Consider the following 25,821-nt stretch of genomic DNA (forward strand, 5'->3'; position numbering starts at 1 on the left):
ATCACGCTAGTCGTACTGCAAGGCACGTCTCACATGACGCTCGCCACAGTCGGTGTGGATTGCGGGAGTGTATTGGTAGTGGGATGGCGGACGGCAAGGCGTCCCCGCCACCGCACGTTCCGTAATCTTGTGAGGCTGGTCACTGTATCGATCATCGGAGGCCGCTTCCAGTGCCTGTTCCGTCCGGCGGCGGACCGTTTCTGTCGGTGCGTTGTGCGAAGCTTCCGAAGGTGGACGGCACGGTGCGATCCGGCAAGGGCCGGCGGCTTCTCGACCGCGCGACGGCGGGGATCCCGGCTTCGCTGTACCCGGTCACCCATGTGGCCGAGCTGCCGGCTCGTCCGGCGGATTCCGTGGACTGGCCGGATTGGGCGGCGGGTCCGGTCGTCGAGGCGCTGAAGGCGAACGGGGTCGAGGCGCCATGGCGGCATCAGGCGGAGGCCGCGTCCTTGGTTCGCGAGGGCGAGCACGTCGTGATCTCGACCGGCACCGCGTCGGGCAAGTCGCTCGCGTACCAGCTTCCGGTGCTCTCGGCACTGGTCGAGGACGAGCGAGCCACGGCGCTGTACCTGTCGCCGACCAAGGCGCTCGGCGCCGACCAGTTGCGATCGGTGTCCTCTTTGGACATCAAGAAGGCCAGGGCGGCGTCGTTCGACGGCGACACCCCGATGGAGGAGCGGGACTGGGTCCGCGCACACGCGAACTGGGTGTTCACGAACCCGGACATGCTGCACCGCGGGATCCTCTCTTCGCACGCGCGCTGGTCCCGGTTCTTCCGGCGGCTGTCGTTCGTCGTCGTCGACGAGTGCCACAGCTATCGCGGCGTCTTCGGTTCCCATGTGGCGCTGCTGCTGCGAAGGCTGCGGAGGGTCGCGGCGTACTACGGCGCTTCGCCGGTCTTCGTCCTCGCGTCCGCGACGACGGCGGACCCGGCGGCGTTCGCGTCGAAGCTCACCGGGCAGGACTGTGTCCCGGTCACCGAGGACGGCTCGCCGCGCGGCGCCCGGACGGTCGCGTTGTGGGAACCCCCGCTCCTGTCGGAGCTTTCGGGTGAGAACGGAGCTCCGGTGCGGCGCTCGGCGGGCGCCGAGGCTTCCCGGATCCTCGCCGAACTCGTCATCGAAGGCACCCGCTCGCTGGCGTTCGTCAGGTCGCGGCGGGGCGCGGAGCTGACCGCGCTCGGCGCCCGGCGCATTCTGTCCGAAGTGGACGGTGCGCTGGCGGAGTCCGTCGCCGCTTACCGATCCGGGTATCTGCCGGAGGAGCGGCGTGCCCTCGAAGCGGCGTTGCTATCCGGGCGGTTGCTCGGCGTCGCGACGACGAACGCGCTCGAACTCGGCGTCGACATCGCGGGGCTGGACGCGGTGGTGCTGGCCGGCTACCCGGGAACGCTCGCGTCGTTCTGGCAGCAGGCGGGCCGCGCCGGGCGCGCGGGCGACGCGGCGCTGGTCGTCTTCGTGGCCCGCGACGACCCGCTGGACACCTATCTCGTGCACCATCCGGCCGCGATCCTGGATCGGCCGGTGGAAGCCGCCGTCCTCGACCCGTCGAATCCGTACGTGCTCGGGCCGCAACTGGCCTGCGCCATCGCCGAACTCCCGCTGACCGAGCCGGAGGTCGCGGCCTTCGGCGGAGACCCGGCCCGCGCCGTGCTCGCCGATCTGGTCAAGGAGAAGATCGTCCGCCGCCGCACGAGCGGCTGGTACTGGACGTCGCGCGACCGGCCGCACGCCGAGGTCGGCATCCGGGGTTCCGGTGGCGAGCAGATCGCGGTGGTGGAAGCCGATTCCGGCCGGATGCTCGGCACGGTCGACCCGGGGTCGGCCTGCTACGCGGTCCATCCCGGCGCGGTGTACCTGCACCAGGGTTCGTCCTATGTGGTCGACGAACTGGATCTGGACACCGGGCTCGCCCTGGTGCACGCGGAGGATCCGGACTGGACCACGTCACCGCGGGAGATCGTCGACATCAGCGTGCTGCGCACCGAAGAGAAGCGAGTGCACGGCGGGGTCACGGTGAACCTCGGCGAAGTTTCGGTGAGCTCGCAAGTAGTCGGCTACTTGCGGAGGCGTCCGTCCGGCGAGGTGCTGGACCAGACTCCGCTGGATCTGCCCGAGCAGAGCCTGCACACCCGTGCCGTCTGGTACACCCTCTCGGCCGAGTTGCTCGGCGCGTCCGATGGCGTGGCGGGGACCGGGGGCCATCGGACGGGGACCGAAGTTCTGGAGCCGGTGGGGACCGGAGGCTCCATGGTGGGGACCGGGGAGCTTGGCGGAGCACCGGGGACGGGCGCCGGATTGGATCCGGCGCGCGTCCCCGGTGCCCTGCATGCCGCCGAGCACGCGGCGATCGGCCTGCTACCGCTGTTCGCTACTTGCGACCGCTGGGACATTGGCGGGGTGTCGACCGCGTGGCACGAAGACACCGGGGAGGCGACGGTGTTCGTGCACGATGGCCATCCCGGGGGTGCGGGATTCGCCGACCGCGGATTTGCCGCGATTGTCCCTTGGCTGGCCGCAACGCGGGAGGCGATCGTTTCCTGCGAGTGCCCGGCCGGCTGCCCGTCCTGCGTCCAGTCGCCGAAGTGCGGGAACGGCAACGATCCGCTGGACAAGGCGGGGGCGGTGGCCGTTCTGGACACCGTGCTCGGGGCTTTGCGTCAGCACGGGTCCGTGTCCGGCCACGGGGTGGTTTGAAGGGCTGTGGCTTGAAATTGTGGGTTGATCAGGCGGCGGTGCTGAGGCTCGCCACCGGGGCGACGGCCTGGTCACCGGCCAGCGCACGGACGAGCACGTCGTGCACGTCGGTGGCCTCGGGCAGCTGCCAGCCCCAGACCTCGGGCTTGACCCGCCAGTGCACGACACCGTGCTGGAACGGCGACGGGGGCAGCGGGATGTAGCCGTTGGCGCCGTGCCACTGGATCGAGGCCTGGTCGGCCAGCTCCCGCGGGATGCTCGTGGCGACGGTGGTGAGGAACAGCCAGCGGCCGTTCGGCATCGCGACGATCGGGGCGGGGTGCCCGGTGGCGCGCAGCAGGCGGGCGGCGGCCTTGCCGAGCTCGTCGTCGACCTCGATGGCGTCGAGGACGGTGCCGGTGGCGACGAGCAGGCTGTGCGTGTCGTCGCCGAACCAGGTGGCGACCTCGTGCGGGTGGGTCTCGGTCAGTTCACGCCAGTTGTCCTGGGCCGGGACCGGACGCCGCCAGGTGAGGTCGTCACCCTCGGCGGTGAGCGCCGCGGGCTCGGCCCCCGGGAGCACCGGCCAGCCACGCCAGGCGAGACCGATCGCCTCCGCACGCATTTCGATGCGGAAGGCGCCCCGCCAGCTGTCCGGCCAATTCGCGTCCAACATTACTGTCCCTGCCTCAGGTCAACTCTGTCCTGTGTCTGTCTCTGTCTCTGTCGCACCGGCCTCGGTGAACCTTTCGAAGTGGCGCACATCTCAATAAACGGCAAGTTGCACATCGGGAGAAGACCTCACGCGACAACCGGCGGTTACTTAGCGATGAACGCGCGGTAGTGCGACCGGACGGACCGAACGCCGGACGTCCGGTTATCGGGCCCGCACGACCGGTATGGAGCCGTTCGTCGCAGCCGACCTGGGCTTCTCGCCTGCGCGACGACGCTCCCGGTGAGCGACGGGCGGCCGTTCGGCGGCGCGCTGATCATGGCTTCGACCGCTCGCCGCGCGTCAACGACCGCTGCTCGCGCCCAGCGGTTACTCGCGCGTACCCCTCGTCTGGCGACCGTTCACCGTGCGACCCCGGTCACGGTGACCGGTCGACCGGACCCGCCCTAGCCCGTGCCTCGGCTCGCCCGGTGACCGCCGGCCGTCCCGAGGGCTCCGAGCGGACCTCGACCAGGGCGTCGCCTCGTTCCCACCGGCAGGTCAGCAGCGTGACCGACATCCGGACGGCGACCTGACGGGCCCGTTCACAGGCCGCGGCTGGACCGTCCGACGCGTGTGAGGCCGCCGCGAGCGCCGCCAGGTCCGCGGCGGCCTCGGCCCGGTGCCGGGTCGTGACGGCGGCGCCGATCCAGAAGACGAAGGCGGCCGCGCAGACCAGGACCGCGACCATCGTGGCGGTCCACACGGTCGCGACTCCGCGATCGTCCGCGGTCACGGGCCGCTTCCCGGCTCGGCGACGGCGAAGGCGCTGGAGCGCAGCCGGATACCCGGCAGGAGCCCGGCGACCGGCTCCGCCTCGACGCCGGCCGTGATCGTGTCGCCTTCGCGGACGACGTCCAGCCGGGCACCGGACGGCGCGATCTCCCGGACCGCCTGTTCGGCACGGGCGGGCTGGCCGCGGGCGAGGAGCCTGGCGGCCTCGCGGGCCGCGTCGGTGCAACGGAGCTGGTCGGAGGCGAGGCCGATCCCGGCGAGCAACAGGGCCGAAACCAAGGTCAACGCGCCGATGCCGAGGGCGGCCTCCACCGTGACGGAGCCACGGTCGTCGCCGCGCATCAGAACTTCACCGACAGGGCCCGCTCGATGAGCGAGGTGAGCCCGGCGCGGACGGCTTCGCTGTCGATGACCACATAGAGGAGGGCCGCGAGCGCGGCGGCGGCCAGGGTGGCGATGGCGTATTCGATCGTCGCCATGCCGTCGTCTTCGCGGAAGGTGGGGAGCTTGTCCATGGGAGCGCCTTTCTTTCGATCAGAGGAAGTCGAGACGACCGGCCAGGCCGAGCACGACCGGGAGGACACCGAGGCAGAGGAACGCGGGGAGGAAACACAGGCCGATCGGTGCCGCCAGCAGCACTCCCGCTCGTTCCGCGCGTTCCTCGGCTTCGGCGGAAAGCGACTCGCGCAGTCTTCGCGCGAGGTCTTTCGCGTGTGTGGCGAGCGCGGTGCCCGCTCGCGCCGTCCGGACGGCCGCGACGGCCAGCTCGGTCAGGCCGGGCCGGTCGCGGACCGGCGCCCAGGCTTCCGCCGGCCCGATGCCCAAAGCGAGATGCGACGCCACCGAACGCAGAGCCGCCGCTGTCTTCGGTGGGGCGGCCGGCACGACGGCTTCGAGCGCGACGGGCACCGGCAGCCCACCTGCCAGGCAGGCGGCCAGCAGGTCGAGGGTGGCCGCGGACCGGACGAGTTCGAAGGCGCCGTCGTCCCGGGGCGACCGCGCCCGGAGCCGCGTCAGAAGCCGGCCTGGCCGCGCCACGCCTCCGGCCGCGACGCGTGGCCAGCAGAAGACGGCGGCGCCCAGCAGGATCAACGCCGCGCCGGTCAGCATGGCGCCACCCGGCCGGTGAGGGCCCGGCACCAGGCCGTGCCCGCCCAGATCAGCCCGCTGCCCACGACGAGCAGCGCCTGGCCGGCGCCCGTCCCGGTGAGGACTGGGACCGGGCCCGCCCCCATCGCCTCGCCGAGGGGCAGGCAGAGCAGCGGGAGGGCCGCGAGTACGGCGGCACTCGCCCGGGGACCGGCCATCTTGGCTTTGAGCCGTCGGCGGAAGCCGATCCCCGCCTCCGCGTCCCGTCTGGCGGCGTCGAGCACGTCGGCCATCGGCAGCCCGAACCGGTTCGCGAGCGTCCAGGCGTTCACCAGTGCCGGTGGCGCGTCCGGATCGGCGGCGAGCTCGCCACCGAGCCGGGCGGCCGCGACAAGCCCGCGCAGCCGTCCGGACGCGGCCGGTATCGCCTCCGCGGTGGCTTCGGCCGCCGTCACCGGGTGGGCGCCCGCGCGGAGTTCACCGATCATCGTCCGCAGCACGGACGCGGTGAGCTCGGCTTCGGCCAGCGCCGCGTTCGCCCGCGACCGCGACCGCGCCTCCTGGCGGACGGTCACCGTGAACACGAGTACCGCCACCGCCCAGCCGATTCCGAGCAACGGCAGGACGATCAGCGCCGGGAGAGGCCACCAACCCGTCCGAACCGCCCGTGGGGGACGCCAGGCGATCGGCACGCGCACCCTCGGCTTCGGCCAGCAAGCCAGGCTCGCGCCGCAGGAGAGCAGGAACCACGGGTTCATGCCGCCAACTCCTCGAACGGAGTCTCGTCGCCGATCCAGGTGCCTTTGCTCCAGACCGGAACGACTTTGGCCTCACCTCGATAGGACCGGAGGACCCCGACCTCGTCCAGCCGCCGGATTCCGCTCGGCAGCCGGACCATGTGCAGGACCACCCGCACCGCGGCCGTCAGCTGACTGTGCAACGCGTCCCGTTTCAGCCCGCCGAGTGCGGCCAGCGCCTCCATCCGCGCGGGGACCTCCTCCGAGGAATTGGCGTGCACGGTGCAGCCGCCACCTTCGTGCCCGGTGTTCATCGCGTTCAGCAACGCGATCACCTCCCCGCCGCGTACTTCTCCGACGACCAGGCGGTCCGGACGCATTCGCAGCGCCTGACGCACCAGTTCGCTCAGCCCGATCTCGCCCGCGCCCTCGACGTTGGCCGGGCGGGTGAGCAGGCTGACGAACTGCGGATGGTCCGGTTGCAGTTCTCCGGCGTCCTCGACGCAGACGATGCGTTCGGACGGCGGGACGGCGCCGAGCAACGCGGCGAGCAAGGTCGTCTTGCCCGTCCCGGTCCCGCCGGAGACCACGAACGCGAGCCGTCGCCGGATGACCGAGCCGAGCAGATCCGCGCCGCTGGTGCCGAACGCCCCGCGCGACCGGAGTTCGGCGAGATCATGGGTGGCGGGCCGGAGGACGCGGAGCGAGAGGGAGGTCCCGGCGGGCGCGAGCGGCGGGAGTACCGCGTGCATCCGGACCCGGCCTTGCGGCCCCACTCCCGGCAACCAGCAGTCGGCGAACGGTTGCGCGTCGTCCAGCCTCCGCCCACCGGCGAGGGCGAGCCGCTGGGCCAGCCGGCGGACCGCTTCCTCGTCGGCGAAACGGATGTCCGTCGCCTTGGGGCCTTCACCGGTGTCCACCCAGACCTCGTCGGGAGCGGACACGAGAATGTCGGTGACGCCGGGCTTTTCGAGAAGCGGCGCGAGCGGGCCGGCGCCGACGAACTCGTCACGGGCCAGCCTGACCGCGCCGAGGACGGCGTCCTGACCGAGCGCGCCGCCCGCTTCGGCGCGGACCGCCCGCGCGACGCTCACCGGATCCGCCGGGACGGCCGATCCGGCCAGCCGCCGCCGGACCCGCTCGACCAGATCTTCGGTCATCTCGAAGCACCGGCCAGGTTTCCGCGCGCCGCCGCGAGGACTTCGGTGGCGGCCGTCGCCAGATGCCCGCGATGTCTCGGGACGAATTCGCCGCGGTCGAGGGCCACCGAGAGTGCCCGCTCGCGGCCCATCGACGTGATGAGCGGGACACCGACGGCGTCGGCGATCTCCTGGGGGATCAGCCCGGCGGGCGAGGGCCCGCGGACCGCGACCCCGATCCTCGTCGCGTGGGGTTCGAGCCTGGCGAGGACCTGTTTCGCCGCGGCGCAGGCACGGAGTTCCGCCGGGACGACGACCACGACGAGATCGGCCAGCCCGATCACGGCGGACGTCTCGGCGCCGAAATACCTCGGCAGATCGCAGACGACGGTCCGCCCGGCCCGCCGTCCGGCGTTCAGCACGCCCTCGATCGCCTCGGGCCCCGGGCCGCTTCCTTCCCTTCCATAGGACACAAAGGACAGTGATCCGGTCGCGTATTTCTTTCGCGGCAATGCTTCGCTCAACGCGGCCATGGACACCCTGCCGCCGAGATCGAGCTCCGGCCACCGGGGCCCGCGATCACGTTCGGCGGCGAGGAGGACGTCGACCCCGCCGCCGAGCGGGTCGCAGTCGACCAGCAGCCCGCCGGTGCCGGACTTCTCCGCTTGGTACGCGACGGCGGCCGCCAGCACGGAAGCCCCGGCACCGCCACGCCCGCCGATGATCCCGATGACGACGCCGTCGTCACGCGCCGGCCCGTCGGCGACGTCGGCGAATTCGCCGATCAGGTCGGCTTCCTCGTCCGGGAGCGAAAGGACCTTCTCCGAACCGGTGTTGAAGGCGCGCTCCCACGTCACCGGTGTCGGCGCACCCTTGCAGATCAGCAGGACCTTGTTCCGCCGGAGCAGGCGGTTCGGCGCGCTCGCGGCTTCCTCGTCGAGCACCACGAGCGGCGCGCGGGCCCACCTCCCGCGTGCCGCGTCCAGATCGGGTGCGCGTTCGACCTCGCAGCCCGCGGCGGCGGCCACGCGCAGGATCTCGTCGAGCAGGATGTCGTCGCCGGCGACGACGAGCGGATGTTCCACGGTCATGACTCCCCCAGTGATTCGGTCGGACTCGGGTGATGACTCCACGGTCGCGCCGGTTCCCGCCACGCACAACGCCATTCCGCCCGTCCTGTGGACAACCGGGGTGTTGTGGACAACTCCGCCTCGGGAAACCGGTTTCCCGAGGTTTTGTCGGTCCCGTCCCACCCCTTTCCCCAGGCTCTGATCGCAGCCGGAAACGAGCGCGAAAATGCCTGAGAGAAAAGAAAGTTAACGAACTTCGACCGGTTCCATCCTTGTCCGGTCGAGGTTTTCTCGGCGGGCTAGGTCTGAACCACTGACACCGCAAGGAATTAGGAGGCGGCCCTCGCCAGGGGGGAGGGACGAGGGCCGCCTGGGGTTCAGCCCCGGGGGGTCGGACTGAACCTGGGCCCGGTGCGAGACCGGACAATCTCACTGTAACTCCGATACCGGCCCGTTGCGGGCGCCCTTCGCACCCACAATTCGATAACGGCACGACGCGCCGGATCGAGTGGGCGGTCGTGAATTTTCCACCGCGCCGGACCGATCGTGGTCGACCAACGGGCGCGCGCCCGTCCGACTCTCCTATCCTTGGCGAGTGGACCGACCCAGCACGACGCCCAGCCAGGTCGCGGCGTTCTTCGATCTCGACAAGACGATCATCGCGTCATCGAGCGCGTTGGCCTTCAGCAAGCCGCTTTTGCGCGAAGGTCTCATCAACCGCCGAGCCGCGCTTCGCAGCGCGTACGCCCAGCTCGTCTTCTCCCTCGCGGGCGCGGACGCGGTGAAGACCGAGCGGATGCGGGCCGAGGTTTCCGCGCTGTGCACCGGATGGGACGTCGCGCAGGTGTCCGCGATCGTCCGCGAAACGCTGCACGACGTCGTCGACCCGCTCGTCTACGCGGAGGCGGCGGAGCTGATCTCCTCGCATCGCGCCGAAGGGCACGACGTCGTGGTGCTGTCGGCGACCGGCGAGGAGGTCGTCGCGCCGGTGGCCGAAATGCTCGGCGCGACGCGCAGCGTGGCCACACGGATGCAGATCGTGGACGGTCGGTATTCCGGCGAAGTCGATTTCTACTGCTACGGCGAGAACAAGGCCGTCGCCGCGAAGCAGCTCGCGGCGACGTACGGCTACGACCTCACCCAGTGCCACGCGTACACCGACTCGAGCACCGACATCCCGCTCCTCGAGGTCGTCGGCCGGCCGCACGCGGTCAACCCCGACCGCGTCCTGCGCAAGCACGCGACGGAGCAGGGCTGGGAGATCCTCGCCTTCGAGCACCCGATGTCGCTGCGGACCCGGATCCCGGCGCGCTCGGCCGGGCTGGTCGCTCTCGGCGCCGTCGCCGCGGGGGCCACCTGGTACGGCTACAACCGGCGCAAACGCACCCGCTGAGCGCGCACCCACACGGCGGTACCGGACCGGTTTTCGCAGCCAGGGCGGCGAATTGTCCGTCGCGGAGGGTGCCCGTGTCACTAGATCGAGCCTCTGTACCGGTGCACCCGTCTGCGCACTTGAAGTGACCCGGCTCACGGCGTAGAAAGTAGGTGCGGACGTTCGGTCGGCCAGGGAACAGGTAGAAGAGAAGCCTGTTCCACCCCGGCGAATCTCCGTGTGCGGACACCGGGTACCCACGCGCAGCGCGCCGCGGGAGGCTCGTCGTCTAGGGACTGCGTACCGGGACGCCGGACGCCGAGTCCATGAAGGTACGACCAGAGTTGCACGCTTGGTCGCCCGAGTGGTCCGCACTGACTGGCGGCGCCCGCCGGCTTCTAGCCGACGGGCGCCGCCAGTGTTTTGCCCACGTTTTCAAGCGTGACAGGCCCCTTCGCGTCCCTTTGTGTATGAACGGACCATTCGTGCGGGTGGCCGATGGACAAGCAAAGTGCTCGTGGGTAGCTTCCGGATATCAGTGCTTCCAGGTGGACTTCTTTCCATCTGAGAGTCAGGCACGAATCTGGGAGGCTTGAGGTGACGACCCGAACCGCGCACGCCCGTCATCGGAGGATCCATGCGCTCGCCCTGCCCCTCGCGGGCCTGCTCGCCCTGGGTGTCGCGGGCGTACCGGCGACCGCGCAGCCGGTGACGGCGGACGTGGAGGCGCAGCGGACGCTGCGTGGGCTGACCCTGGAGCAGAAGGTCGGGCAGCTGTTCGTCACATGGGTGAACGGGAAGTCCGCCGACGAGGTCAACGCCAAGAACAAGGCCGACTTCGGTGTCGACACCCCGGCGCAGGTGATCGAGAAGTACCACCTGGGCGGCGTCATCTACTTCAACAACGACAGCCGCGACAACTTCGACGACCCGGTGCAGGTCGCCAAGCTGTCCAACGGGCTCCAGCGGGCCGCGCTCCGCAGCGGCGCCCGCATCCCGTTGCAGATCGCGACCGACCAGGAAGGCGGCACGGTCACCCGGATGGGTGCCCCCGCCACCGAGCTGCCGAACGCGATGGCGATCTCGGCGGGCCGTGACACCAAGGCCGCGCAGGAGGCCGCCCGCATCCTCGGGCACGAACTGCGCGCCGTCGGCATCAACCAGGACTTCGCCCCCGACGCCGACGTGAACTCCAACCCGGCCAACCCGGTGATCGGCGTCCGGTCCTTCTCCGGCCGCCCGGAGCTGGCGAGCCAGTTCGTCGAAGCCCAGGTCAGGGGCTTCCAGAACTCCGGACGGCGCTCCGAGACGGTGTCCGCCGCCGCGAAGCACTTCCCCGGCCACGGCGACGCGGCCACCGACAGCCACCACGAGCTGCCCAGGATCGACCGCAGCGAGGACAGCTGGCGCGCGACCGACGTGCCGCCGTTCGAGGCCGCCATCAAGGCCGGTATCGACTCGATCATGAGCGCGCACATCCAGTTCCCCAGCCTCGACCCGTCGGGCGAGCCGGCCACGCTGTCGAAGCCGATCCTCACCGGCAAGCTGCGCGAAGAGCTCGGTTACCGCGGCGTCGTCGTCACCGACTCGCTCTCGATGGACGCCGTGCGCGAGATGCACACCGACGCGGAGATCCCGGTGCTCGCGCTGAAGGCGGGTATCGACCAGCTCCTCATGCCGGTGAACCTCGATCTCGCGATCAACTCGGTGCTCGACGCCGTCCGCAAGGGCGAGCTGACCGAGCGGCGGATCGACGAGAGCGTCCTGCGGGTGCTGAAGCTCAAGCTGAACCGGGGCATCCTGACCTCGCCGTTCGTCGACCCGGCCAAGGTGATGACGAAGGTCGGCACCCCGGCCAACCTCGCGACCGCGCAGGGCATCGCCGACCGGTCGGTCACCGCGATCCGCAACGACGGTGGTGTCCTGCCGCTCGAGCAGCAGCCCGCGAAGACCCTCGTGACCGGCTGGGGCGCGACCACGACGACGTCGCTGGCCGCGAAGCTCACCGCGCATGGCACGCAGGCGACCGCGCTCCAGACCGGCCAGGCACCGACGGACGCGCAGATCTCCCAGGCCGTCGCGGCGGCGAAGAACGTCGACCTCGTCGTCGTGCTGACCAACAACGTCGGCACGTATCCGTTGCAGGGCAAGCTGTTGCAGGCGCTGGCCGACACCGGGAAACCGGTCGTCGCGGTCGCCGCCCAGATCCCCTACGACGCCGGCTACGAGAACCCGATAAAGACGTGGCTGGCCACGTACGGCTACATCACGCCTTCGCTCGAAGCGCTGGCGAAGGTGATCCTCGGGAAGGTGAAGCCGCAGGGCAAGCTGCCCGTGGACGTTCCCGCGGGCAAGGACGTCGGCACCGTGAAGTACCCCTTCGGCCACGGGCTGACCTGGTGAACCTCAACCGCCGCCACTTCCTCGCCACCGGCGCGCTCGCGGTCCCGGCGCTGACGGCCGGGTCCTCGGTCGCGGGGGCCCAGCCGGAAAGCGAGAGCAAAGGTCCCCCGCTCACCCGCACCGGAGCGGACGTGCTCGCCGCACGAGGCTGGGCGCCGTTGTCCGGCCGCAAGCTCGGCGTGCTGTCGAATCCGACGGGTGTGCTGGCGAGCGGCGACCACATCGTCGACTCGATGGTCGCCGCCGGCGTCCGGCCGCTCGCCGCGTTCGGGCCGGAGCACGGTTTCCGCGGCAGCGCGCAGGCGGGCGGTTCCGAGGGCGACTACACCGATCCACGCACCGGTGTGCCCGTCTACGACGCGTACGGCGCCGACGCGACGAAGCTCGCCGGGATGTTCACGAAGGCCGGCGTCGACACCGTCGTCTTCGACATCGCCGACGTCGGCGCGCGGTTCTACACCTACATCTGGTCGCTGTACACGGCGATGGTCGCGGCGGCGAAGGTCGGCGCGGCGGTCGTCGTGCTGGATCGGCCGAATCCGCTGGGCGGCAAGGCCGCCGGGCCGATGCTGAACCCGGCGTTCGCCTCGGGTGTCGGCCGGAAGCCGATCGTGCAGCAGCACGGCATGACCGTCGGCGAACTCGCACGGTTCTTCGCGGCCGAGTTCCTGCCGGCCGAAGGGGTCACGCCTGGCAAGCTCGAAATCGTCGAAGTGCGTGATTGGCGCCGTGATCAGCTCTTCGCCCGCACCGGGCTGACCTGGGTCCCGCCGAGCCCGAACATGCCGACGCCGGACACCGCGCTCGTCTACCCCGGCACCGGGATGTTCGAGGGCACCGTGTTCTCCGAAGGCCGGGGCACCACCAGGCCGTTCGAGATCATCGGCGCGCCGGGCCTCGACTGGCGCTGGCGCGAGAAGCTCGGCGAGCTGCCCGGCGTGAAGTTCCGCGAAGCGTACTTCGTGCCGACGTTCGGCAAGTTCGTCAACGAGCCCTGCGGCGGTGTGCAGGTGACCGTCACGGACCCGCGGGCGTTCGACGCCATCCGCACCGCGGTCACCATGTTCGTCACCGCGAAGCAGGTGCACCCGGACAAGTTCAAGTGGCGGCCCGACAACTTCCTCGACAAGCTCTCCGGCTCCGACAGGTTGCGCACGATGATCGACAAGGGCGCGGGAGCGGACGAGATCGTCGGGTCCTGGCAGGCCGAACTGGCCGAGTTCGACCGGAAACGCCGTCGCCATCTCATCTATCGCTGAGGGGAACGACCTTGCGTGTTAGGAAGATCCTGATCGCGGCCGTCTCCGTACTGGTCGCGGCGACCACGCTGTCGACGGCGGGAGCACAGGCGATTCCGGGAAGCGAAGCCCAGCGAGACCGCGCGGCGGGCCGGTTCGACAAGCCGCGCGAGGGCTTCGCGCCCGCGTCCACCGTCCTGCGTGACGGCGCGCCGTCCGACGTCGGCCTCGATCCGGCGCCGATCAAAGCGGCCGAGCGGTTCATCGAGAGCTGGACCAAACCGGACGCCACCGGGCATCCGCATTTCTCCGGAGCGGTCGGCCTGCTCGCCCATGACGGCGTGGTCGTAGAACGCCAAGCCGTCGGCGGCGCTGTCCGCTACGCCGACGCGAAGGGCACCGAGCTGCCGCCCGAGCAGCAGGTGCCGATGCGCGCGGACACGATCTTCGACATGGCCTCGATCTCGAAGCTGTTCACCTCCATCGCGGTGATGCAGCTGGCCGAGACGGGCAAGCTGGACATCTCGGCGCCGGTGGTGCGGTATCTACCGGAGTTCGGGGTGAACGGCAAGGAGGCCGTCACCGTCCAGCAGCTGCTCACCCACGTCTCCGGCTTCGCCGCGACACCGCTCCCGTCGCTGTGGGAGGGCTACCCGGACATCCCTTCGCGCCGGAAGGCCGTCCTCGACAGCCCGCTGAAGAACGCGCCGGGCAGCACGTACCTCTACTCCGACATCAACCTGCTGACGCTCGGCTTCCTGGTCGAGAAGGTGGCCGGGGCTCCGCTGGACAAGGTGGTCCAGGACCGCATCTCCGCCCCGCTGGGCCTGGTGGACACCGGCTACAACCCGCCCGCGGCGAAACTCGCCAGGGTCGCGGCGACCGAGTACGCCGCGAAGCCGCCTCGGGGGCTCGTACGCGGCGAAGTGCACGACGAGAACGCTTGGTCCTTGGGCGGTGTCGCCGGGCACGCGGGCGTGTTCTCCACCGCCACCGACATGGCGGTGCTGGCGCAGACGATCCTCAACGGCGGCGCGTACCGCGGTCACCGGATCCTGCGTGAGGAGACCGTGCGGGCGATGCTGACGAACTACAACCACAAGTTCCCCGACAACGCGCACGGCCTCGGCTTCGAACTCGACCAGCCTTGGTACATGGGCGCGCTGTCGGCGCCCTCGACGGCCGGGCACACCGGGTTCACCGGGACCTCCCTGGTGATCGACCCGCTGTCGCGGTCGTTCGCGGTCCTGCTCACCAACCGCGTGCACCCGACACGGAACTGGGGCTCGATCAACATCGCCAGGGAGACGTGGTCGAGTTCGCTCGCGAAGGCGATGGCCGTCCGCCCCTCGCACGGCCGCGAAGCGTGGTTCAGCGGCGCCGGTGACGTCTCCACGGCCACGCTCACGACTCCGGCGCTACAGACGCGCGGCGGGCCGCTGAAGGTCTCCTTCGACACCTTCGTGGACACCGAAGGCCCGTCGGACTCGCTGTTCTTGGAAATAAGTACCGACGGTGGAGCCACCTGGAAAACGATTACTCTGCGTGCAAACGGACCAGGCGCTCCCGTCGGCGACCAAACCGGCCTCGGCGGGCACGGTCATCGGGCTTGGTGGCGAGCAGCGGCCGAGGTGTCACAAAGCTCACAAATCACCCTCCGCTGGCGTTACACGACCGATGCCCGTTACACCGGACGCGGAATTTCCTTGGACGGTGTGAAAGTCACTGAACGCGGCCGCACACTGCTGGACAGTGAGCATAATCCCCCTACTTTCGTCGCTACCGGATGGAAGTTGAGCACTAGGTAACCGGCCAGCTCCGATCCGCTGACCGGACCGCCCCGTTGACCGGGACACAGCCCCTTGCGTCGCGACACTAAGTTGCCAAGTCGTTAGCTCGACCTCGTTAACGGCCTCGACCTGGTTAGCGACTTTCTGGTCAACGATTAATCGCAAATCGAATCCGCAGACACGGATAGGTTGCGATCTTCCCGAAGGGTGTGGGTAGCCTTGTCGCAGATGCCAACGGTTAGTAACTTTCCCACGGTGGGCGATACCGAATCCGTAATCGCGGCCGCACCGTCCGAGGCCGTGCCGGCGCAGCCGACACGGGACGCCGACGCGAGCCCGCTCGTCCGGATTCGCTCCCTCCTGCCCGGGCTCGCCCGGGCCGAGCAGCGCGTCGCGAAGGTCGTCCTCGACGACCCCGCGCAGGTCGCGCGGCGCAGCATCACCGAGGTCGCGCTCGCGGCGAACACCAGCGAAACCACCGTCACGCGGTTCTGCAAGGCGGTCGGCGTCGGCGGGTATCCGCAGCTCAGGATCGCCTTGGCGGCCGACACCGCCCGATCCGAGGCGCGGTCGACCCGCAACCTCGGCGGCGAGATCGGGCCGGAGGACGACCTGGCCGCGGTCATCGGCAAGGTCAGCTTCGCGGACGCCCGTGCCGTGGAGGAGACCGCCGACCAGCTCGACGTCCCGTCGCTACAGCGCGTGATCGACATCGTGGCCGGCGCGGGCCGCGTGGACGTCTACGGCGTGGGCGCGAGCGCGTTCGTCGCCGCGGACCTGCAGCAGAAGCTGCACCGCATCGGACGGGTCAGCTTCGCCTGGTCGGACACGCACATCATGCTCACCTCGGCCGCCGTGCTGAGCCCCGGCGACGTCGCCATCGGCATCTCCCACACGGGCGCGACCACGGACACCGTCGAGGCGCTGAGGGTGGCCCGTGAGCACGGCGCGATCACCGTCGCCGTGACGAACTTCCCGCGTTCGCCGATCACCGAGGTCGCCGACCACGTGCTGACCACGGCCGCGCGGGAGACGACGTTCCGCTCGGGTGCGACCGCCAGTCGCATCGCGCAGCTGACCGTCATCGACTGCCTGTTCATCGGTGTCGCGCAGCGGCACATGGACGCGTCGGTCAACGCTCTCGACGCGACCAGGGACGCGGTTGGTTCGCACCGTCTGGGCGTCCGGCCCGACGGCAGGCGGCGGCCGCGGGAAACCGGCAAATGAGCGAAAAAGTGAGGCGCATGATGACCGTCCCACGCCAGGTGGTGCACGTCGATTCGCCAACCGAACAGCGCAATCCACGGACGACCGACATCGACCTGATGTCGACCATGGGCATCCTCGGCGCGATCAACGCCGAGGACCGCCGGGTCCCCGAAGCCGTCGCCGCGGTGCTGCCGCAGGTGGCGCGGGCGGTCGACTTCGCCGTGGAAGCGCTGCGGTCGGGACACCGCGTGCACTACTTCGGGGCCGGGACCTCCGGCAGGCTGGCGACGTTGGACGCGGCGGAGCTCGTGCCGACGTTCAACGTGCCCGCCGATTGGTTCATCGCGCATCACGCGGGCGGCGCACGCGCGCTGCGCCAAGCCGTCGAAGACGCCGAGGACAACGCGAAGGCCGGAGCCGCCGAGGTGGCCGAGTCCGTCGCGCCCGGTGACTTCGTGCTCGGGCTGACGGCTTCGGGCCGGACGCCCTACGTCCTCGGCGCGCTGGCCGCGGCCAGCCGTCTCGGTGCCCGGACCGCGCTGGTCTCGGGCAATCCGGCAGCGGTGACGCCGCCGGGCGTCGACGTCCTCATCGCGGTGGACACCGGCCCCGAGGCGATCGCCGGATCGACGCGGATGAAGGCGGGCACGGCGCAGAAGATCATCCTCACCGCGTTCTCCACCGCGACGATGATCAAGCTCGGCCGCACGTATTCGAACCTGATGGTGAGCATGCGGGCGACCAACGCGAAGCTGCGCGGGCGGACCATCCGGATCCTGCGCGAGGCCACCGGAATGAGCATGGCGGACTGCTCCGACGCGCTCACCGAGGCCGACGGCGACCTCAAGGTCGCGCTGGTCCATCTGTTGTCCGGCGAGGACGTCGCGAGCGCGGCGAAGGCGCTGGCGGCGAGCGATGGCCACGTACGCAAGGCTCTCGACTCCCTCCGGGTGCGCGCGAGCTGAACACCGGCGGACAGACCCGTTCATCCCGACGCATCGCGCTCACGCGACGCGAACGGGTGTCCGCCGCCGGGATGGCCGGATTCATCCTGCTGTTCGACGTCATCGGCTGGGGGGCCTGACGCTTTTCGTGGCGCCGCGCCAGTACGAGCTCGGCGCCACGGGCGTGTTCGGGGTCGGCCTCGGCCATTCGACGTGCTTACGTAGCTCTTCGCGCGTATCGCTGGTCGGTCAAGTAGGGCCCTGACCTGCGAAAAGGGAGCAAGGGACCTTTGCTACCGCCGCCATCCACGCGATAGTTAGCTTGCCTACGTAATCGAGAGCAAAGGTCCCTTGCTCCCCCAACGGTCACGCGGGCTGGGCCACCTTCGCCCGCGAAGACACCGAAAGCGCGAAGCCCAGCAGAGCGACGAAAGCGGCCACGGGACCGACCCACCAAACCCCCGCCGAGGACAGGACCACGCCACCCAGTGCGGCACCGAGGGCCCCGCCGCCGTAGATCGCGGAACCGTTCAGCCCCAGGGCGACCGTCGGCGCGTCGGGCGCCAGCGAGAACAGCCGGTGCTGCTGCGGCACCATCAGCATCCCGCCGAACACGCCCGACGCCAGCGCGAGGACCAGCGAACCGGGCAGGCTCAGCACGGCGACGTCCAGCAGTGCCAGCGTCACGACCGTCCCGACGAGCGAGATCGACCGGACGCGCGAAGGCCCCAGCGAGTCCGTAGCCCGGCCCGCGAAGGCGTTGCCCGCGATCTGCCCGATCCCGAAACCGACCAGCAGCCACGAGATCATCGCGCCCGCCGCCACCGGAGCCACCAGCACCGGCAAGTACACGAAGGCCGCGAAGCCCGCAGCGGTGCCGAGGACGCTCACGCCGAGCACCCGCGCGATAGGCGGCCGCACGACGACGGCGAGCCTGTCACGCAACGACACCGCCGGCATCCGGACGCCGGGCAGCAACGGCACGAGCAGCGTCACGACCACCGCCACCGCGCCGATCCCCCACATCACCGTGCGCCAGCCGAACCAGTTCCCGGCCAGCACCCCGATCGGCACGCCGAGCACCATCGACACGCTCATCCCGGCGGAGACCGTGGCCAGCGCGCGGCCACGACGCTCGTCCGACGCCAGGGCGCCGGCGAGGACATAGGCGTTGGACTGGAACGCGGCGGCGCCGAGGGCGGCCAGCACACGCGCGACGGCGACCACGGCGAAGGACTCGCCGAGCGCCTGACCGGCCATGCCGATCGTGAACAGCACCATTCCCGCGCCGAGCACCCAGCGCCGGTCGAGCCGTCCGGTGAAAGCCGCGATGAGCGGCGAAGAAATCGCGTAGGTCACCGCGAAGACCGTGGTCAGCTGCCCCGCGACCGCTTCGGAAACGCGCAGGTCGGCGGCGATGGCAGGCAGCAGCCCGTTCAGGACGAATCCGTCGGTGCCGACGGTGAACGTCCCGACGGCGAGTACCAGCAGAACCCCCAGAGCGAGCCGATCATTTGATGATCGTCGAATCGTCATGGGAGGTATAGTGGCGGGACTGTTCGATGACTGTCAAATAGTTTGGAGTACCGTGAGCAGCACGCTGCCGCAGCCGTCGATCGACGAGATCGAGATCGTGCCGGTGCTCCAGGCGCTCGCGGATCCCGTGCGCCTGGAGCTGATCCGCGCCCTGCGAAGCAACCCTTCACCGCGAAGCTGCGCCATCACCGAGTACGACGTCGAGATCAGCGCGCCGACGCTCTCCCATCACTGGAAGGTGTTGCGCGAGGCCGGCCTCACGACGACGTTCGTCGAGGGCCGGACCCGCTGGGTCGAGCTCCGCACCGAGGACGTCCACGCGCGCTTCCCCGGACTACTGGACGCCGTTCTCGCCTAGCCGCCACTTCGCCGCGAGTTCCGCCGCGGCGCATACACCGACGTCCAGCAGATACGGCCCCGCCTGCCCGCATCCGGAACCCGGCGCGATCGGCTGACCATGCCCCATCCCGGTGACCGCGTGCGTGTCGACGGCCGCGCCGACGTCGGTCCACTGCTCGGAAAGCTCGCGCATGTTCATCGGGGCGACCGTGTAGTCCGCGGTCCCGTGCCAGACGCTGACCGGCGAACGCGCCCCGGTGCTCGCGGCGCGCACCTTGTCGCCCCACTGCTTCGGGGTCAGATCCTTGCCGGGGTTCATGCAGGAGTACGCGTCGATCATCGAGGTCGCGCAACCATAGGGCAGCCCCGCGACGACACCGCCGCCCGAGAACAGTTCCGGATACGCCGCCAGCAGCACCGAAGTCATCGCACCACCGGCCGACAAGCCCGTCACGTACGTCCGGCTCCCGGCCGAATACCGTGCCATCTGCGCGATCGATTCGGCTTCCCCGGAGCCGCGCTTGATGTCCGCCGCCTGGAACCAGTTGAAGCATTTGCTGAAATTGTTCGCCGAAACCTGTTGCGGCAGAACGAGTTTGAACCGCAGCCGGTCCGCGAGGCCGACCCAGCCGGAGCCACGCGCGTACCCGGCGGCGTCCTGGGTGCAGCCGTGCAGCACGACCACCGCCGGACGTCCGGACGGCAACCCGTCGGGGACGTATTCGAACATCCGCAAAGCACCGGGATTGCTCCCGAACCCGGTCACCGGACGGATCGTCGCCGCCTGTGCCGGAGCCGCCGAAAGAAGGACCAATGCCGAAACCACCGCGCCGATGAGGAGTTTTCGCATCACCTCAGGCTAAATCCGCCGCCATCGGCTTCCCACGTGGAAGACCACCACAGTGAAGGACCGTTTTGTGTGGTCGCGCCGGGTACCGATCCGTGAAACGCCCGTTTACCGTCGGCCGATGCGGCTCTTTCTGGTCCTCGCGATGATGCTGGCCCTGGCTGTGCCCGCCCAGGCGGCGGACGGTTGCGCGAACGTACGCGTTCCCGGGGCCGCGAACCAACGACTGTCCTGTTTGGACGATCTGACCACCACCGGCACCCTGACCACCGGCCATACCGTGCAGTCCGACTGGGCCGGGCTCACCTCGGCGGGCTTCCCTGCGCCCAAGGGCGTTCCCGGTGTCCAGATCGATGGCTACTTCCCGGATTCGTCGACGTCCAACACGACGCACGGCTGGAACCACGACGCACAGTTCGTGCTGCGGCTGCCGGATCGCTGGAACGGCGGCCTCGTGGTCTCGGGGTCGCCCGGGGTTCGGCGGCAGTACGCGAACGATCGTGCGATCGGCGACCAGGTCCTCGCCGCCGGCTACGCGTTCGCCGCCACCGACAAGGGCAACACCGGCGCGGACTTCCACACCGACGGACGCCGCCCCGGTGACGCGATCGCCGAGTGGAACTCACGGGTCACGCAGCTGACGATCGCCGCGAAGGCCGCCGTCGCGCATCGTTACGGACGTCTGCCGAGCCGCACCCTCGCGGCCGGGATGTCGAACGGCGGGTACCTCGTCCGCTGGCAGCTCGAGAACCGGCCGTGGCTCTACGACGGCGGAATCGACTGGGAGGGCACGCTTTGGCACGAAGACGGCCCGAACCTGTTCACCTTCCTCCCGCCCGCGATCAAGGCCTATCCCGCGTATGCCGCCGGTTCCGCGAAAGCCCATCAAGAGATTCTCGCCGCCGGTTTCGCGCCGGGCTCGGAATTCCTCTGGCAGTACCACAACGACGTCTATTGGGGCCTGACCCAGCGCATCTATCAGGCCGAATTCGATCCGACGTTCACCGGGACCGACTACGACTACGCCGCTCGCCCGCGGTCGGTGCACCGCGCGGTGGAACGGATCTCGCTGACCGGCCGGATCGGCAAACCGCTGATCACCCTGCACGGCACCCTCGACACCCTCCTGCCGATCACCCGCGATTCCGACGTCTACCAGCGGATGATCGCCGAGCAGGGCCGCGCCGGACTGCAGCGCTACTACCGGATCGCCGACGGCAACCACGTCGACGGCCTGTACGACGCGTACCCGGCCAAGCTGCGTCCGATCGGCCCTTGTTTCCGCACGGCTTTCGGCGCTCTCGAAGGCTGGCTCGACGGCGTCCGCCCGCCCGCTTCGGCGACGATCCCGCGCGCGAGCGGTGACCTGGCGACCTCTTGCGCACTAAGCTGATCGTATGGAATTCCAGGACGTCGTACGACGCCGTCGCATGGTCCGGAAGTTCACCGACGAGCCCGTCGCCGAGGCGAGCCTTCAGCGAATCCTGCGCAACGCGCTGAAGGGTCCCTCGGCCGGATTCTCACAGGGGCAAGGTTTTCTCGTCCTCACCGGCGAAGAACTCACGAAGTTCTGGGAGTTCGGGGCGAGCTGGGCGCCGGAAACCGTGACCACGGCCCCGGTCGCCATCGTCCCGCTCTCGGTCAAGAACGCGTACCTCGACCGCTATGCCAAACCGGACAAGGGTGTCGCCGATCGAGACGAGTCGTGGTGGCGCGTGCCGTACTGGGACGTCGACACCGGGATGGCGACGTTGCTGATCCTCCAGACGGCCGTCGACGAGGATCTCGGCGCCGTGTTCTTCGGGCTCTCACCAGAAGGCGTGGAACGGCTGCACAGCGAGTTCGGCGTGCCGGAGGACCACGATCCGATCGGTGTAGTGGCGCTCGGGCACGGCGCGGAATCCGGGCCGTCGCCCGGTTCCTCGGCGACCACGATCGCCCGGCGCGACTTCGACGACGTCATCCGTTTCGGTCATTGGTGAGGCGGTGCAGCCTGAGCGCGAGCTGGAGTTCCAGTGCGCGCTCGGGCGCCTGCCACTGCTCGCCCAGCAGTGACGCGATGCGGTCCAGCCGCTGCACGACCGTGTTGACGTGCACGTGGAGAAGGTCCTTCGCGCGCGTCAAGTTGCCGCCACAGGCGAAATACGCGCGAAGCGTCCCGATCAGATCCGTGCCGCGGCGTTCGTCGTAGTCGAGCACCGGGCCGATCGTGGCGGTCACGTACGCGCCGAGGTCGGCGTGCTCACCGAGGAGCAGCCCGACGAACCCGAGGTCGGCCATGCTCGCGCCTTCGCCCGCCCGGCCCAGCGCCAGCAACGAAGCGACACAGCGCGCGGCTTCGGCGTGTGCCACGGCCAGCCCCCGGGGAGAGGCCGCCGGGCCGGCCGCGCCCACCGTCACTGGGCAGTCCATTGTGGACGCGAGCTCCGCGGCGACGGAGCGCGCCAGCGCGCCGGGATCCGCGCCACGAACCAGAAGCACCACCTGGTCGGCGTGCACCCCGACCAGGTCCGCGTGCCGCGAAGCCGCCGCGGCCAGCCGTCGCCGGGAGACGTCGCCGGCGTGAGCGACCAGCACCGCGTGCGGTGTCGACAAATCGACCCCTAGGCGGCGGCCGCGAGCCAGCAGCGCGGCGGGATTGCGGCCCGGCGCGGTGAGCAGGTCCGACAGCAGCTCCCCGCGCACCTCGTCCTCGGCGCGTGCGACGGAACGCCGCTGCATCAGCAGCACCGCGGTGACCACGCCCGCCCGCTCGAACAGCCGCCGGTCGGCCTCGCCGAGCGACCGCCCGCCGCCGAGCACCAGGCTGCCGAGGAATTCCTGTCCCGCCTGGACCGCGCACAGCCAACCGTCCTCAGTGGACACCGCGCGCCCACTCGTCCTGGAGGCCGAAACCGCCGAACGCGAAAGCTCCAGCTCGCCGCCGGTCCGGGCGAGGACGACACCGTCGGCGTCGTAGACGGCGATCGCGCCACCGAGCACGTCCGCGACCGCGGCGGCGACCTCGGCCAGGTCACCGCCGCGCAGCACGAGATCCATCAACCGGTCGTGCGCGTCCTCGGCGCGGCGCATCGCGTCGTTGTGCGCGCTGATCGTCGCGTTCGCGGCGTTCAGCTCGGCGACCGCGCGGCGCGTCTCGTCGAGCAGATGCGCGTTGTCCAGTGCGATCGCCGCGTGGTCGGCCAGCGAAGACAGCAGCGCGACCTCGTCGGGCGAGAACTCGCGGGTGGTCCGGTCCGAGGCGAACAGCACCCCGATGACCTTGCTGCCGATCGCCAGCGGCACCCCGAGGATCGCGGTCAGCCCCTCGTCGAGCACCCCGGTGTCGATCGACGACGTGTGGCGGAACCGCTTGTCGTTGAAGTAGTCCGCCGTCGCGTACGGTCGCGCGGTCTGCGCGACCAGCCCGCCGAGTCCCTCGCCCATGCCGAGCACGATGTCCTGGAACAGCGCGGAAACCGACCCGTCGGTGACCCGGACGTAGGTCTTGCCTTCGGTTTCGTCGTTGAGGCTGAGATACGAGACGTCCACGCCGAGCAGCGCCCGCGCCCGCCGCACGATCGACCGCAGGACGGCGTCCGGATCGTCCAGCCGCGCGAGGTCGCTGGCCGTGTCGAACAGCGCGGCCAGCTCCGCCTCGCGCCGCCGGTGCTCCGCGACGGTGTCCCGGATCCGCAGCGCCAGCTCGGTGGCCCTCGGGTCGACGGGGACGTGCGCCAGCTGCTCGCTGCCTGCCCCGGAGGCGAGCAGTTCGAGCAGCCGGCGCAACTGCGCGGAACCGTCCACAAGGGTCATGCTGACACGTGACCGCGCTCCGTGAGAACTTCGGAGCGCAAGGACTCGCCCTTGGTCTCGCGCGCGGCGAGGAGGGCGATCACGGTCAGCACGCACATCGCGACCACGTAGAGCGAGACCGGGATCGTGCTGCCGAACTCCTTGAACAACGCGACCGCGATGAGCGGCGCCACCGCCCCGGCCGCGATCGACGACAATTGACCGCCGACGGAAAGGCCGGTGTAACGCACCCGCGTCGGGAACTGCTCGGAGAAGAACGCGGCCTGCGGGCCGTACATCGCGCCGTGCAGCACCAGGCCGATGGTCGCCGCGAGGATGATGACGCCGGAGTTCTTCGTGTCGAGCATCGCGAAGAACGCGAAACTCCACAGCGCCATGCCGATCGCACCGAACAGATAGACCGGGCGGCGGCCGATCCGGTCGGAAAGCATGCCCCACAAGGGAATGGTCAGGAAGTGCACGGCCGAACCGATGAGCACCGCGTTGAGCCCCACCGATTTCGGCAGGCTCAAACCGGTGGTGACGTAGACGAGGATGAACGCGGTGATCACGTAGTACGAGACGTTCTCGGCCATCCGGGAACCGATCGTGATCAGCACCGCGCGCCAGCTCTTGCGGAACACCTCGACGACCGGGGCGTGCGTGGTCGCGTTGTTCCGCTGCGCCGCGAGGAACACCGGCGACTCACTGACCGCCAGCCGGATCCACAGCCCGATCACCACGAGGACACCGGAAAGCAGGAACGGGATCCGCCAGCCCCAGCTGAGGAACGCTTCGTCGGACTGCGTCGCGGCGAGGATCGCCAAGACGGCCGTCGCGAGCAGGTTCCCGCCGGGAGCACCGCATTGCGGCCACGACGCCCAGAATCCGCGGCGCTTGTCGTCGCCGTGTTCGGAGACGATCAGCACCGCGCCGCCCCATTCGCCGCCGAGCGCGAAACCCTGCACGAGCCGCAGCAGCGTCAGCAGGATCGGCGCCACCACGCCGACGGTCGCGTAGGTCGGCAGGATGCCCATCGCGCAGGTCGACCCGCCCATCAGCAGCAGGCTCAGCACCAGCAGCTTCTTGCGGCCGACGCGGTCACCGAAATGCCCGAACACCAGCCCGCCGATCGGCCGCGCGAGGAAGCCGACGGCGTAGGTGAGGAACGCCAGCAGCGTGCCGGTGAGCGGATCGTTGGTGGGGAAGAACAATTTGCCGAACACCAGCGCCGCGGCGGAGGTGTAGAGGAAGAAGTCGTACCACTCGATCGTCGTGCCGATCAGGCTGGCGCTGACGACCTTCGCGATCGAGCCGCGGTTCTGGGTGGTCACCGGGGAGGTCCTTTCGGGAGAGGGGTTCACGCGGCGGTCCAGCCGCCGTCGAGGGGGATCGAGGTACCGGTGACATGGGCGGCGTGGTCGCCGGACAGCCAGAGCACGCACGCGGCGACGTCCGCCGGTTCGATGAGCCGCTTGATCGCCGACCGGCGCAGCAGGACCTGCTCGATGACGGCGTCGCGTTCGAGCCCGTGCTCGTCGGCCTGCGCCTGGAGCTGGCCGGTGACCAGCGGCGTCCGGACGTAGCCCGGGTTGACGCAGTTGCTGGTCACGCCGTGTTCCGCGCCTTCGAGCGCGGTGACCTTGGAGAGGCCTTCGAGCGCGTGTTTCGCGGAGACGTACGCGGATTTGAACGGGCTCGCGCGGAGGCCGTGGACGCTGGACATGTTGACCACGCGCCCCCAGCCGCGGTCGTACATATGCGGCAGCACGCGGCGGATGAGCAGGAACGGCGCGGTGACCATCAGCGCCTGGATGCGGGTGAACGTCTCCGGCGGGAACTCGTGGATCGGCGCGATGTGCTGGAAACCGGCGTTGTTGACGAGGATGTCGATCTCGGCGGGCAGGGTCTCGACGGCCTGCGCGTCGGTGAGGTCGACGACGTGCGCGATGCCGTCGACGTCGGCCGCCGCCTTCTCGACGGCGTCGTCGATGTCGGCGAGGTGGACCTTGGCCCCGGCCTGTGACAGCGCTTCGGCGCAGGCCAGGCCGATCCCGCCCGCCGCGCCCGTGACCAGCGCGGACTTACCCGCCAGATCGCTGTGATACGCACCACTCATGCCGGACGACGTTAGGTCTCCCGGCGCGCTTAAGCCATGTGGTCACGCACTACACCTGGGCAAGATCCCGTGTGGCCTCACCCCACCCCCGCG

The 25,821-nt window shown here is 70.0% G+C and carries 23 protein-coding genes and 1 pseudogene; 11 read left to right on the plus strand and 13 right to left on the minus strand.

Annotated elements, in window-relative coordinates:
- The first annotated feature begins 230 nt into the window (after positions 1-230).
- Positions 231-2,696: a DEAD/DEAH box helicase gene (locus ACOCEP_RS08450; RefSeq protein WP_482336717.1), complete on the plus strand. Its 2,466-nt coding sequence runs from the start codon at positions 231-233 to the stop codon at positions 2,694-2,696.
- Positions 2,697-2,724: 28 nt separating this feature from the next.
- On the opposite strand, the gene ACOCEP_RS08455 is transcribed toward ACOCEP_RS08450, so the two are convergent.
- The 8 genes from ACOCEP_RS08455 to ssd form a co-directional block, all read right to left on the minus strand.
- Complete coding sequence (locus ACOCEP_RS08455; protein ID WP_482336718.1) at positions 2,725-3,351, minus strand: bifunctional DNA primase/polymerase; 627 nt, start codon at positions 3,349-3,351, stop codon at positions 2,725-2,727.
- Between the two features lie 415 nt (positions 3,352-3,766).
- The gene (locus tag ACOCEP_RS08460; protein WP_482336720.1) at positions 3,767-4,123 is read right to left on the minus strand and encodes an Rv3654c family TadE-like protein; all 357 of its coding nucleotides are present in this window, start codon (positions 4,121-4,123) and stop codon (positions 3,767-3,769) included.
- Positions 4,120-4,464 (minus strand): TadE family type IV pilus minor pilin, encoded by a 345-nt coding sequence (locus tag ACOCEP_RS08465; protein ID WP_482336721.1) that lies wholly within the window; start codon positions 4,462-4,464, stop codon positions 4,120-4,122. The genes ACOCEP_RS08460 and ACOCEP_RS08465 overlap by 4 nt, the downstream gene beginning before the upstream one ends.
- Positions 4,464-4,637 carry a DUF4244 domain-containing protein gene (locus ACOCEP_RS08470; protein WP_482336722.1) on the minus strand — a complete coding sequence of 58 codons (174 nt, stop codon included), beginning with the start codon at positions 4,635-4,637 and terminating at the stop codon, positions 4,464-4,466. The genes ACOCEP_RS08465 and ACOCEP_RS08470 overlap by 1 nt, the downstream gene beginning before the upstream one ends.
- A gap of 19 nt (positions 4,638-4,656) precedes the next feature.
- A complete protein-coding gene (locus ACOCEP_RS08475) occupies positions 4,657-5,232 on the minus strand; it encodes a type II secretion system F family protein (RefSeq protein WP_482336724.1) in 576 nt (191 codons plus the stop codon).
- On the minus strand, positions 5,226-5,969 hold the full coding sequence (locus tag ACOCEP_RS08480; protein WP_482336725.1) for a type II secretion system F family protein: 744 nt from the start codon (positions 5,967-5,969) through the stop codon (positions 5,226-5,228). Before ACOCEP_RS08480 ends, ACOCEP_RS08475 begins: the two co-directional genes overlap by 7 nt.
- Positions 5,966-7,108: a TadA family conjugal transfer-associated ATPase gene (locus tag ACOCEP_RS08485; RefSeq protein ID WP_482336727.1), complete on the minus strand. Its 1,143-nt coding sequence runs from the start codon at positions 7,106-7,108 to the stop codon at positions 5,966-5,968. The genes ACOCEP_RS08480 and ACOCEP_RS08485 overlap by 4 nt, the downstream gene beginning before the upstream one ends.
- Positions 7,105-8,178, minus strand: coding sequence for a septum site-determining protein Ssd (ssd, locus tag ACOCEP_RS08490; RefSeq protein ID WP_482336729.1), 1,074 nt, complete (start codon positions 8,176-8,178; stop codon positions 7,105-7,107). Before ssd ends, ACOCEP_RS08485 begins: the two co-directional genes overlap by 4 nt.
- Positions 8,179-8,752: 574 nt before the next feature.
- On the opposite strand from ssd, the gene ACOCEP_RS08495 reads away from it, so the two are divergent.
- The 7 genes and pseudogenes from ACOCEP_RS08495 to ACOCEP_RS08525 form a co-directional block, all read left to right on the plus strand.
- Entirely contained in the window at positions 8,753-9,550 is a 798-nt protein-coding gene (locus tag ACOCEP_RS08495; RefSeq protein ID WP_482336731.1) for an HAD family hydrolase, read from the plus strand.
- A gap of 576 nt (positions 9,551-10,126) precedes the next feature.
- Positions 10,127-11,932, plus strand: a complete 1,806-nt coding sequence (locus ACOCEP_RS08500; protein ID WP_482336733.1) for a glycoside hydrolase family 3 protein — start codon at positions 10,127-10,129, stop codon at positions 11,930-11,932.
- Entirely contained in the window at positions 11,929-13,191 is a 1,263-nt protein-coding gene (locus ACOCEP_RS08505; protein WP_482336735.1) for an exo-beta-N-acetylmuramidase NamZ family protein, read from the plus strand. Before ACOCEP_RS08500 ends, ACOCEP_RS08505 begins: the two co-directional genes overlap by 4 nt.
- An 11-nt stretch (positions 13,192-13,202) precedes the next feature.
- The gene (locus ACOCEP_RS08510; RefSeq protein ID WP_482336737.1) at positions 13,203-14,978 is read left to right on the plus strand and encodes a serine hydrolase domain-containing protein; all 1,776 of its coding nucleotides are present in this window, start codon (positions 13,203-13,205) and stop codon (positions 14,976-14,978) included.
- Between the two features lie 210 nt (positions 14,979-15,188).
- Positions 15,189-16,187 (plus strand): MurR/RpiR family transcriptional regulator, encoded by a 999-nt coding sequence (locus tag ACOCEP_RS08515; RefSeq protein ID WP_370323676.1) that lies wholly within the window; start codon positions 15,189-15,191, stop codon positions 16,185-16,187.
- A 17-nt stretch (positions 16,188-16,204) separates the two neighbouring features.
- Positions 16,205-17,134: an N-acetylmuramic acid 6-phosphate etherase gene (locus ACOCEP_RS08520; RefSeq protein WP_482336740.1), complete on the plus strand. Its 930-nt coding sequence runs from the start codon at positions 16,205-16,207 to the stop codon at positions 17,132-17,134.
- Between the two features lie 56 nt (positions 17,135-17,190).
- A pseudogene (locus ACOCEP_RS08525) lies at positions 17,191-17,318 on the plus strand (HoxN/HupN/NixA family nickel/cobalt transporter); the annotation flags it as partial.
- 161 nt (positions 17,319-17,479) lie between these two features.
- On the opposite strand, the gene ACOCEP_RS08530 reads toward ACOCEP_RS08525, so the two are convergent.
- Positions 17,480-18,649, minus strand: coding sequence for an MFS transporter (locus ACOCEP_RS08530; protein ID WP_482336741.1), 1,170 nt, complete (start codon positions 18,647-18,649; stop codon positions 17,480-17,482).
- A 52-nt stretch (positions 18,650-18,701) separates the two neighbouring features.
- Between ACOCEP_RS08530 and ACOCEP_RS08535 the strand changes: the two genes are divergently transcribed.
- Positions 18,702-19,007 (plus strand): ArsR/SmtB family transcription factor, encoded by a 306-nt coding sequence (locus tag ACOCEP_RS08535; protein WP_378371306.1) that lies wholly within the window; start codon positions 18,702-18,704, stop codon positions 19,005-19,007.
- Here ACOCEP_RS08535 and ACOCEP_RS08540 read toward each other — a convergent pair.
- On the minus strand, positions 18,984-19,838 hold the full coding sequence (locus ACOCEP_RS08540) for an extracellular catalytic domain type 1 short-chain-length polyhydroxyalkanoate depolymerase (protein ID WP_482336742.1): 855 nt from the start codon (positions 19,836-19,838) through the stop codon (positions 18,984-18,986). The genes ACOCEP_RS08535 and ACOCEP_RS08540 overlap by 24 nt on opposite strands.
- A 118-nt stretch (positions 19,839-19,956) precedes the next feature.
- Between ACOCEP_RS08540 and ACOCEP_RS08545 the strand changes: the two genes are divergently transcribed.
- Entirely contained in the window at positions 19,957-21,228 is a 1,272-nt protein-coding gene (locus ACOCEP_RS08545) for a tannase/feruloyl esterase family alpha/beta hydrolase (protein WP_482336743.1), read from the plus strand.
- Positions 21,229-21,232: 4 nt separating this feature from the next.
- A complete protein-coding gene (locus ACOCEP_RS08550) occupies positions 21,233-21,817 on the plus strand; it encodes a nitroreductase family protein (RefSeq protein WP_482336744.1) in 585 nt (194 codons plus the stop codon).
- Here ACOCEP_RS08550 and ACOCEP_RS08555 read toward each other — a convergent pair.
- The 3 genes from ACOCEP_RS08555 to ACOCEP_RS08565 are packed head-to-tail and all read right to left on the minus strand — an operon-like array spanning position 21,795 to position 25,728.
- The gene (locus ACOCEP_RS08555; protein WP_482336745.1) at positions 21,795-23,630 is read right to left on the minus strand and encodes a helix-turn-helix domain-containing protein; all 1,836 of its coding nucleotides are present in this window, start codon (positions 23,628-23,630) and stop codon (positions 21,795-21,797) included. The two genes, ACOCEP_RS08550 and ACOCEP_RS08555, sit on opposite strands and share 23 nt — an antisense overlap.
- Positions 23,627-24,943 carry an MFS transporter gene (locus tag ACOCEP_RS08560; RefSeq protein ID WP_482336747.1) on the minus strand — a complete coding sequence of 439 codons (1,317 nt, stop codon included), beginning with the start codon at positions 24,941-24,943 and terminating at the stop codon, positions 23,627-23,629. The genes ACOCEP_RS08555 and ACOCEP_RS08560 overlap by 4 nt, the downstream gene beginning before the upstream one ends.
- 26 nt (positions 24,944-24,969) lie before the next feature.
- Positions 24,970-25,728, minus strand: coding sequence for a 3-hydroxybutyrate dehydrogenase (locus tag ACOCEP_RS08565; protein WP_482336748.1), 759 nt, complete (start codon positions 25,726-25,728; stop codon positions 24,970-24,972).
- Positions 25,729-25,821: the final 93 nt, after the last annotated feature.

It is taken from the genome of Amycolatopsis sp. CA-211722, from assembly GCF_056828465.1.